At 44.0% G+C, this 10,954-nt stretch carries 4 protein-coding genes; all 4 read right to left on the bottom strand.

All coding sequences use genetic code 11. The annotated features are described in order from the left end of the window. Window positions 1–246: 246 nt before the first annotated feature. The 4 genes from ACFPOF_RS12810 to ACFPOF_RS12795 all read right to left on the bottom strand — a co-directional run bounded on the left by ACFPOF_RS12810 (window position 247) and on the right by ACFPOF_RS12795 (window position 10,871). Window positions 247–738 carry a hypothetical protein gene (locus tag ACFPOF_RS12810; protein WP_378133118.1) on the bottom strand — a complete coding sequence of 164 codons (492 nt, stop codon included), beginning with the start codon at window positions 736–738 and terminating at the stop codon, window positions 247–249. A 26-nt stretch (window positions 739–764) separates the two neighbouring features. After that, the gene (locus tag ACFPOF_RS12805) at window positions 765–2,834 is read right to left on the bottom strand and encodes a hypothetical protein (RefSeq protein ID WP_378133116.1); all 2,070 of its coding nucleotides are present in this window, start codon (window positions 2,832–2,834) and stop codon (window positions 765–767) included. A gap of 116 nt (window positions 2,835–2,950) precedes the next feature. Continuing rightward, window positions 2,951–5,887 carry an S-layer homology domain-containing protein gene (locus ACFPOF_RS12800; RefSeq protein WP_378133114.1) on the bottom strand — a complete coding sequence of 979 codons (2,937 nt, stop codon included), beginning with the start codon at window positions 5,885–5,887 and terminating at the stop codon, window positions 2,951–2,953. A gap of 469 nt (window positions 5,888–6,356) precedes the next feature. Next, window positions 6,357–10,871 carry an S-layer homology domain-containing protein gene (locus ACFPOF_RS12795; protein WP_378133112.1) on the bottom strand — a complete coding sequence of 1,505 codons (4,515 nt, stop codon included), beginning with the start codon at window positions 10,869–10,871 and terminating at the stop codon, window positions 6,357–6,359. Window positions 10,872–10,954 lie beyond the last annotated feature (83 nt).

Below are 10,954 nucleotides of genomic sequence, written 5' to 3'. Positions count from 1 at the left end.
CCTTCTTCAATTCGGCTCTGCTCAATGTCACTGTCTCCTGTCTCATAGTGACATTATCTCAGAACAGTTATAGGGTGACATTATCACAGCACAACGACACACCCTGCATTGTCCATTTGCCATCATGGCATTGTATATGTATATTCCGATTCCAGTTCGTTGCTCTTAGGTGAGCGCGGCATTCTTGCCCGTAACAAAAAGGAGTTGCCCGCGTCCCCGCCGACAACTCCCTTATATTGATAAGTGCTATTGCAATTTGTACGCTCCGCGCACGAGTACGATAAGTCCTTTTGCCTGCTTCGGGTCCGGCTGAACGCCTCTTTGACCTCTTGGGTTCAAGATCAAGTGATTGTTAGCGATCGCTTTGCCAGGCTTCACATCAAGCCCGTCTGTCAGATCCGACAGACCGTTTGCGTCCGAGCTATACGCAATGGCCTTCCCCGTCCTGACTATGATCTCTCCGCCGTCGTCTACGATAAGCTTCTGCCCAGCCGCCACTGCCACCGTCTCCAACTTCGACGATCCGCCTCCGCTGCCCGCAGACGGCATCTGTTTAGCGATCTCTTGCTTCACAAGATCGCTGACAGCACCGTCTACGTAACCTTTTGTTACGATCGGATCATCAAGGGAGCCGGGATTTGTAGAAGGAGAATCAGCATTTGAAAAAGAATATGCTCCAATCATTATTGTAATTGCCAATATTGCTGTTCCAAGCATTACTCTTTTATTAACACTCATTTTATTCTCCTTTTCTAACTTTTGAATTACGGATTTTCTACAAACCATTTTATTGCCTTGCTTGCAATCAATATTTTCTGATCGCCGGATTTAATATAAACATTTAGCTTAAAATCATTATACTTATTAATCTTATAAATAACATCAGTATCTTCGAAGACAATGCTCTTTGTATTTCCTTGTCCCTCTTTTAAGGAATTAGGTGTATCTGCATTGTCGACTTTCAACTCTTTTGTAAATGAGTATGCGATATCATCATTGTTTTTTATTTCGAGCAATAAGCCCAAATCTTCTGACGCTCCTTCGATTTTCAGATCTTTTATTAAGTCGTAAGAAAATTCAAGTTTGATTCCATTGACACCCGTACCTTCAGCTGCAAGATATGATCTAATTTTTTTGATTGTTAGGTCGTACGCAGAGTAAGGAATATGTTCAAGTGTTTGAAGAGCACTTGCTTCTTTAGGATTAATATTAATCAAACCGTAATTAACGCCGCCATCCGGAATATCTTCTCCAGCACTCAATTTTTGTCCTGTTACGGCGTTTCCTAAAATGAGCTTCCATTGAACAGGATTAAAATTCAACGGCACATTGCCCCAAACTGATATTAGAGCTTTTCCTCCAGCGCTTATTGCTTTTTTGTATTGGGATACATTTACCCGATAATATTCTCCGGAAGCATCGTATAAGTATCCAATATATTGAGATGAAGCGTTCGGTCTCAATTCAGTGTTCGTGAGTTCAACATCCGCATAAAACATTTTTTTGTTATTTACATTTTGAATTATTGAATTTATTACTCTCAACTCACTTCTATTACCAACTATGTTACTTTGGATTACATTACTTGTATTTGAAGTAAATTTATTAACATCCTTAGTTGATAATTCACCAATTGCTGTTTTTTGATCATTATTAGTTTCAAACAGTGATATTTTAATATCATCCGCTTTCATCGTGTAGGGTAATTTGAAATTCACGTACATTTGGGTTTCGCTTTGTGGCAAAATATCTAAAGATTTTTCTGGAAAAATTACGGTGGATGTATTGTCAGAGAGTTTAACTCCGTTTACATAAACATCACTTTTAATCGAAGGTACAGTCGTGCTAACTGCGCCTTTATTTTTCAATCTAAATTCAGCCGTTACTGTATCTTGGAATTCCCAAGGAAGTCTCTTAATACCAACCAATTTAATTTCATAGTCTCGATACTGAACTACGTCTGTGCTGACGGTTTTTGCTTGAGGAAGCACATATGCACCTCTAGGAATGTCAATTTTATCAGCTTCTACAGATTGGGATGCTACTAACTTCATCTTAGAAGTAAATGCAGTGATTGGAATGGCTGATTTCAAAGTTACAATTTTTCTTTCTTTGGCTTGAATCGTTAAATTTTTAAGATCATCCGAAACAACATCATATGTTGCTCCGCGTCCATTTACGATGAAAAACTTCATGTTGCTAATATTTACGCTATAATTCGTAATATTCTCCAATAAGAATGGGATATTTATATTATAGTAACTTGCATCTTTATTAGCCGTAATTCCTTTGATTGCCGTCTTAATAGCGGCATTATTGAATGTAATGTTTTTGGGTTGGAATGCCGCTGTCAAATTAGTATAGCCTTGAGGAATAACGATTGTACCCAACCTACGCTCATAACTTGTTGCTCCAAAGTCCCATTTGACGATGTCGATCGATATATCCGTGATTTTCGTCGTTGTAGAAACTTTCGAATAATATGTAATATCATGTGACGTTAACGCTGATAGCTTATCAAAGCTTTTATCATCGCTAGAAACTTTAGTCGTGAATGTCGTGCCGGATCTTGACTTTGCTTTCGGCCAGTAATCCGACAATGTTACGCTTTTTGAAGTGTTATTATTGTAAGTTAGCGTAAACACCAAATTGGCACCGGTTTCGTTACTTACGATGTCAACATGCTTTAATGACACCGTAAAACCTTTTGAAATTGATACGATCGACGCGGTTGAGGAAGGTGCAACCGTGGTTGCTGCGCTTACGGCATTACAAAGAGAGACTGAAATGGATAGAAGTAATACGAGAATCAATATCTTATGAACTTTCTTCATGAACAAAAACTACCTCCCAGTGTTCTAATTACTAATTATACGATTTCGGGAGTCATTTTGTTGCTCGGAGATAAAAAAAAGGAGACGGACAATGTCCGTCTCCTTTTTCCAAATTATTAAAGAGTGACAGTTACTTTAACAATTACGGAGTGACCTTGCGAATCAACCGCTTGGATTGATACAACATCATTTGCAACTGCAGGGGTCGTAACCGTTACTTTGCCGGTAGAGTCGACCGAGATATCGCCAGTTCCTGTCGTGCTAGCAATGAATGCAATTGGGTCAGCGTATTTCACGCCGTATTGATCCGTTACAACGAAGTACAATGCTTCAGCCGTACTCTCGTCTGCAGTCAAGGAAATTTGTTTATTGTGAAGAGCGTTTACTACACCAGCTGCAAGGTTCAACTTGCCATCTGTGATTTCAACATCGTCAGTCAAAACAGCAGCAGTTCCGTTATTGGAGTAAGCTTTAAGCGTTGCCGCTTTAGGAGCTTCTTTAGTAACGGTTACTTTGACTTTGAATACTTGCAGCGAGTTGTCAGGGTTTTTAGCCGTTACAACCAATTCGACATCTTTAGTTGCAGCAGAATCAGTCCATGTAACACCAGCGACTTTCGCGAAGTCAGTAGGTTTGATTGCTACAGCAGCAGCATTGTCGCCCGTAGCAATTACGGACTGAATGTAGCTTGCAGGAATTGCAATTACATTACCGGAGGCATCTTTAGCAACGAACGTCAGGTCTTTAACATAGTTCGCAGCCGTTACACCGGCTTTTGCACCGATAGCGTTGTCTGTTATATCTGCATAAGTTTTGCTAGTAGCCAGTGCAGCGTATACGGAGAGAGCGTCTTTCAATTGATACGTAAGTGCTATGTCCGTATTTACTACTTTGAAGGATACGTTTTGCGTTTGAACTGCAGAGTTGTCAGCCGTTTTCTCCAAGCGAACCGATACGTCAGAAGTCGTGTTTGCAGTTACGCCTGTTACTTCAATACCGTTAGCAATCATGTTAGCAACCGTAACCGTTGCAGTCGGACCGCCAGCTACAGTTACATTGTTGCTCGCAGGTTGTTTTACGATGAACTGATAAAGAGCAGCTTGAGCAGCAGTCATTTCATCGCCGTATTGGTTGTAGAGTTTTGCTTTGATCGTTTGTTTTGCAGTTGCCACCAGGTTGGTCGTATCAACAGAGAACGTAAACGTTACAGGTACAGCAGCATCTTTAACGTCTGCATTAAATGTTGCGACTTTGCCGGAGTTTTTGTTCGTAATCGTAATCAATGCAGTGCCTTTAACGCCGCCCGTAATCGTGATCGACTTCTTGTCAGCGCTGAATCCAGCATTTGCTACACCAGGATTAGAAGTACCGAAGCTGAAGTCAGTAGTAACGATGTTAGCAGGTGTGATTACTGCACCGTATTGATCGTTAACCGTTGCAGCAAGATCGATCGTACCGCCAGCAGTCAAAGATTTAGTTTGAGCGCCGAGGACGATATTGTCGCTCTTAGCTACGGAAGCAACGGAAATCGTTGCAATAACAACTTTACCTACAGCAGGAAGCGTAGCAATCAGTTTAGCGTCGCCGCTTTGGTTAGCGCCGATTTCAACGTAGAGCTTGCCGCTTTCGACTTTGATTTGAGTAAGAAGAAGAGCTTTGTCAGTGCTGAACACGACATTGTCGATCGTTTTGCTAAGTGCACCCGCAAGCGTGTCAGTCAACTTGATCGAGTTACCAGCTCCATCTTTCAACGTGTAAGGAAGCTCGTAGAAAGTTGCGCCAGCTTTTTGAGCCAGACGAGTTTCGCCAGTCGGAAGTACAACCGAACCGAAGGAAATGTCGCTCATAGCAGCATCGGAAACAACAACCGTTTGAGCAACTACAACGCTAGAATCAGCCTTGTTTACGCCAGTAACAAGGATTTGGTCGCCAACTTTAACGCCTACAGTGTCAGTAGCCAGCGTGAAACCAGTAGCAGTTGCAACTGTTACCAAATTCAATGCTGCCGTTTTGTCGAATGCCGTCCAAGAGAAATCTGTGCCTTGAACCGCTTTTTCTTCACCATATTGATTATAACCTTGAACAGTGGAAGCAGCAGTGGCAAGGTTAGGCTTAACCGTCGTGTTCGTCAATTTAGCGGAAGCCAATTTCTCAGCTTCAACCGTCAACGCGAACGTGTCGACTTTAAGGTCAAGACCAGAAACCTTCAAGCTGTAAGCACCAGCAACGAGGTTGTTAGCAGAAGCAAGAATTACCGATTTCTTGTCGTCGCTCCAAGTAGGAGTAACGGCTACGTTCAAAGTGTTCAGCGTCAAAGCAAACGTAGCTTTGGAAGCGTCGATAGCTTGGTTAAACTTCACTTCAACTTTTTTCACGCCAGCAACTTTGGCGGAAAGAACTTCTTTAGCTTTCACTTGAGAAGCTTCATATACAGAGTAAGCAACTGTGAACGTTTGACCGCGCGTTGCTTTTTCTTTGTACTTCAGGCCTTCAGAGATCAAGCCAGCTTTGAGCGCAGCTGCGATGTAAGGTGCAGCCCAAGCGGATGCGCCTTCTACTGCAGGAGCGTCTTTAACAGGCTCCAACTTAGCAAGACCTACAGCAACTTTGATTACTTCTTCAATCGTAACATTAGCTTTAGGATTGAAGTTGCCTTTGCCGTCGCCGTCTACGATACCAGCTGCTTTAACAGCTTCGATTGCGCCGTAGTACCAGTCCGTTTTCTTAACGTCCTTGAAAGAAGGACCGCCAGTGCCGTTAGCCAGACCAGCAAGAGCTTGAGCAGTTGTAGCGAATTGTCCGCGAGGCAGCAGGTCTTCCAAGTGCGACTTGCCGTCTGGCATGCCTTTCAGAATGCCGGCGTTAACCAGCGCTTGGTACTTCTCTTCAGCTGTCTTTGGTGCGTCAGCAGCAGCCGCCATGTTGGCGAACAGGCCGAAGACCAAAGCTAAAGCAAGGATAAGGGATAAACTTTTCTTCATAACCTTTTTTTCTCCTCCTCGAGAAAATATCTGTTTTGTTTGTGTGGAAGAATGATAGCTCGAATCTCTCATCGGTGTTTCACCCCCTTCCCTGAGTAGAGCATTGTCTATAATTGATGTCTGTCGGCATGCCTATTTGGTAGATCATGTCGCAGAAACTCGTAAACGGTAGAAATAGGTTCGCAAGCGGACACAAATAGGGCAGGGTAAAATATGCCACTTTCCCCATTATACATGAGTCGCTAGCTCAGCGTAAAGAAGATTTTCATAGAGAAACAACAACTTTAGTACTGCGAGCCTTCTCATTTGGTACACAGTGTTAAACGCATGTAACGAAGAAAAGTTGCGGATAAAAACAAAAAGCTTAATCTTTTTTTAGACATTCGACTGAAATGGCATTTCTCGTCTATATGTATTGGCTTTTTGCTTCTTTAGTATAGCTTGGACTAGGACTTTCGTCATTGGTAAAACATTTCCTTTGGAACCAAGTTGAAACAGATCGGAGCCCCCGGCCCGCTGGCCGAAGGCTCCGTATCCCCACTTACATGTAGATTTTAGGGAGTTTCTTCAGATCGATCATAACCTTGGAAATGATAATCGCGGCATCACTGCGAAGTAACTTCGCTTGTGGCTCGAATACCATTCCTTTCTTAGGATCGTTGGCATCCCTAGGCGTCCCTTTAATGAAGCCTTTCTTGATGACCGCAGCTACGGACGGTTTTGCATAGAAAGAAATGTTGGCTTCGTCAATAAACGCCTTCTGAAGCGCCTTCTGAACGGAGGCGGTGTTCGTGTCCAGCTTGAGATTCAATGCTTTCGCCAACATAACCGTCGCATCTTGACGTGTAATCGTGTTATATGGTTCGAACACGCGAGGCTGGGATCCGCGAACAAATCCTGCTCTTGCTGCCGTCTCGATGTAACGGAAGTCCCACTTATCGTTCATGTTGACGTATTGTTCGTCACCTGTCGCATCAATGAAGTGCTTCTCTCCGAAGTAGTTAAGCGGCATATCAAGCGCCTTAACGATCATTCGAGTAAATTCACCGCGAGTTACGTAAAGGTCTGTTCCGAACACTCCGGTCGGATCTTCCGCGTTCATAACGCCTTTAGAGTAGACGGCCTCCAACGAATCGCGCGCGTACGGGTGATCGTTCACATCGTTAAACCCGTAACCGAGCTTGGCGACTACATAATATCCAAATCTGTCAAACGGTACTGTGATCGACGCTTTCTTCTCATTGACAACTCCGCCGATATTCTCCCACTGCTTGGCAAAAGGATCAAAGCGGAATACCGTTACGACGGTGCTTGCGCCTTGGCGAACAGAATTATCATACGTCAACGTTAACGTTCCACGCTTGGCCGGTACAAGCTCCCGCTTCGAATCTCGATTGTAGTAGAAGGTCTGGGCAGCGCCTTCTTCGACTTCGATCGGATAAGGATCGATCCCCGCATTGGTCGGATCGTATTCCGCAGTCGTCTGATTGTCCGCTTGCCCTGCGTCTGTCCAGAAGACCGGGCTTACTTTAATAAACCGACTTGGGAACGAAGCAGAGAAATACGTATTTCCGAGATCCACTTGAAGATCGTAGTTGGCAGGAACCGCCGTAAAGTCGTTACGGTCAAGTACGCCGTCCGCCGGGTTAGCGATACCGAACAGGATGTTGTTGTTCGTGTACACTTGTCCCTTCAGATTCTCAGGCGTATTGTAGTCTCTGCGAATCAAGTTCGTGCTCGGGAGAGTTAGGCTGAACTTTCCTTCGAACAGTTTGTGAGACTTCTTAATCTGCTCCATGTATTGTGCGCCCGGGATGTTTTCAGACGCATATTTGACTTTGAAGCTATCCTTTATACTCTCTGTTCCCCTGGAGATGACCAAATCAATACTTGTATCCTTGTTCGGCTTGAGACCAGTGACAAGCGCACTGAACGCACTAATCTTTTCAGGTACTCCGCCAATCATGTTCGCGTAATTTAAATACGTGATTTTGCGAGCAGGAATTTTGTTGATTGTAACTTTCTCAGCCCCAGGAGAAGTTAGAATGACTTCAACATAGTTCTGATTCATCGTCCGTCTTTCCGTAACAGGGGCAAGTACAGTATAAGGAATCGAAGTCGGATCGATTTCCAAACGATACTGCGCCTTAGGACCGCTTTCTCCGCTATTGTATACGTAGATGTTATACACTTTGGAGCTGCCATCAGCCGGAACATTCTGATTCTGAAGCATAAATGCAAATGTCTGATCAACCAGATTATAATAGACGGCGACGTCAGGGTTTGCGGTTCCGCTTGCATTAAGTGGAATGTGCGCTGCATCAGCTGATTCGAACTTATTGTTCAGCGTCCACGTGTACGTTGCTGTATCCGTCACGATTTTAATCTTGTAGTTGTTTTTCTCGGCTGTAGACATCGCATTCAAAATGCCATCAATGCCCGATTGCGTACTACCAAGGTCAATGAAGTCAAACGAGCCGTAGATGTTCATTTTGGCTTCTTTTGTCGTATATATCGTGCCTTGTTTCTCGAATTTTGGATCATTCGCGATCGGAACGATCGAGTTGACGCTATACGGGAATACCCCCGTCGATCCTGGCACTGGGATTTGAGGCAGGTTCGTTGGAACCAGCGTCACTTTCATCGTCTTCTCGTAATTATTCTTGGCGGTTCTGAACACGAAACGGAATGTATTGTCCCCACCCTTGAAGATGGCGTCGAAAGCATTCGACATGTTTGTTGGATCACTGTCTATCGTGAATTTTGTCGGGGTACTTGGATCAGCATCCAACTTAACCTCGATATTGTTAATGTAGAAGAATACTGTCTGCGAACCGCCGGTACCTGCTTTGTAGCGGATGTCAGATGGATTGCTCACATTTACGAGTTCGCCTTTCAAGAAGTTAAACGTCGTATCTAACAAGTACGTCTTGCCAGCGGCAGAACTGATCGTTGTGTCGTAGTCGACTTTCATACCGTCGAACACTTTATTAAAACGAGCGAACGGACCGAACAGCAAATTAATGTTTGCCGTCTCAGGTGTAGTGGATACATTCGGATTCACAGTATTATCCAAAGCGAAGGTAAGCGTCTGCCCACCGGAAGTAGGCAGCTTCACGATCTTCATAAACACTCTTAGGAATTGCTGCTCTTTACCATCAACCGTCTTCGTCACGTAATAAGGTGTGGATGCAAGTTGCAAATAACTGTAATCCTTGGTCGGATCTGATGTCCCCGTATTATCTCCATTACTGGTCAACGAACCCGTTGAAGGCTTAACAGAAGCAAGTTTAATAAGTCCTGCTGGAATAGTTGCCGGTAACGTAGTCCCTCCTGTACCCAAAGCTGTCGGATTAGCGATAAGGAATTCGACTCCAATTGGTAACGAGAAAACGCTAGACCCATTTAACGAACTGCCAGTCAAAGCTTCTAGGTCCGCAGGTGTCGTCGTAGAACTGTATCCCGTTAAATAATTGACCTGAGAGATGAAAGCCTCCCCTGAGTTACGCAGTCGGTACGTAAATAATCCTGTCTCATCCATGCCATTCGGGGATTTCACCCAGTTGAAGCCGTGCAGTCTGAGGCTATACGAAGTATTGAATAGACTCGTCCCCGTGCCTGCAAGTGAAGGCAAATCATAGGAGAATTTTACTGTAACGAACTGTGTTGCCGATGTTGGAGGCAACGACTCTAATGCCACATCGGTTATCGGAGTATACGATCCGTTATTCTGTTGAATTTCAAGCTTAGCACCATTAGCCCCAATCAAATTCGTTACGGATCGAGTGTCCGGATAATAAGCTATTGTCGCCGTGGCGGGACCTGAACCGTCAGGGTCCGGAGTTACGACCTCCTTGTATGGCAGAATAACTCTACCAGTTACGCTAATTAAGTCGTTGCTTTTCACGGAGAAGTTCGGGCTGTTGTCCAAAGGAACCGAGTTGACAGTTGGAGTAGCCCCTCCTGTGGTACTCTGCAATTGCAAATCATAAAATGTCACTTCACCGTTGTAGAAAGCGATGTCCCTTGTTGTCTCAGACATTTGGTTTTTGTTGTACACACGAATAGTAATCGTATTTTTACCCTTCTTCACGTTCACGGGGGAAACGGCGAACTGCCATCCATTCGTGGAAGATACCGTATACGAATAACTATTGCCGTTGGAAATAACCGTAACCCGATCCGCATTTGGTGCTTTACCAGTAATGCTAATATCGTATTGAGCGCGATTACGGGAAGCCGTCGAGTTAATAACGGTTGTTCCGACTTCCTGAATATCAAAATTCTGGCCGTCAATATTCGCCTTAAGGTCATACAGTGTCGGGCTGTTGCGATACTCTATGTAGATAGAGTTTGAGACTTCCGTTAGTCCCTGCAAACCTTTAAATGTAATCTTGTTCAAACCCGGGAAAAGTTGAAGACTAAGAACATTTAACGAATTTCCGTTTAATGTGATATTAGCGTTCTGATTTTCGTTTTTGTTGACAACGTCCTCCGTTGATCCATTCATCACGATCTGGTAGACACTGTAGCTGATCGATGAACCAATGACATTGTTAATCGTCCCACTTAGATTAACGCGATCATCCAGCACGATTCTAGCGGAGCTTGCCAAATATTGTTCCGATGGAAAGGAGAAATAATTTGCATCCCGAACCTCGATATAGTAAACATCTTGAACTGCAGTTGCGCTGCTATTGTACAAGGTAATTTTGTTAATTCCCTTATAAAGTGTGACCCCGCTAATCGTTAGAGGAGCAGCAGTGCCGGCGGCCCCCACTGAAATGCCAGCGCTTTGTCCAAGGTTGGATTCCTGAACAACTCCAGCGGAATTTACCCTTTCAATATTATATCGAAGATTAGCGGCAGGAATGACGCTAGTATCTAGCGTACCGACAAGCGTATTGATTTGATTAAACGTTACCCTGGCTGCGCCGATGGTCGTTTGCTCACTGAGAGTGACTGCATTCGGTGCCGCATATGTGTTACTCGCAAACGACGGCAAGAAGGTGAAAAGCACGATGAATGCCAACACGCTGTTAAATATTTTCTTCAATTTACTTCCTCCTTATGTATGACTAGAGCCTGGTTGACTCTCCATGAACGAATGAATAGCAATGCGTCACTAATTATTGATGC

The sequence above is a fragment of the Cohnella soli genome (assembly GCF_042655525.1).
GTDB lineage: Bacteria > Bacillota > Bacilli > Paenibacillales > Paenibacillaceae > Cohnella > Cohnella soli.
This window is presented reverse-complemented; position numbering and strand designations above follow the sequence as displayed.

Coding starts and splice junctions, on each gene's coding strand:
- ACFPOF_RS12810 (WP_378133118.1), bottom strand. CDS start 738: ATGAGTGTTAATAAAAGAGTAATGCTTGGAACAGCAATATTGGCAATT.
- ACFPOF_RS12805 (WP_378133116.1), bottom strand. CDS start 2,834: ATGAAGAAAGTTCATAAGATATTGATTCTCGTATTACTTCTATCCATT.
- ACFPOF_RS12800 (WP_378133114.1), bottom strand. CDS start 5,887: ATGAGAGATTCGAGCTATCATTCTTCCACACAAACAAAACAGATATTT.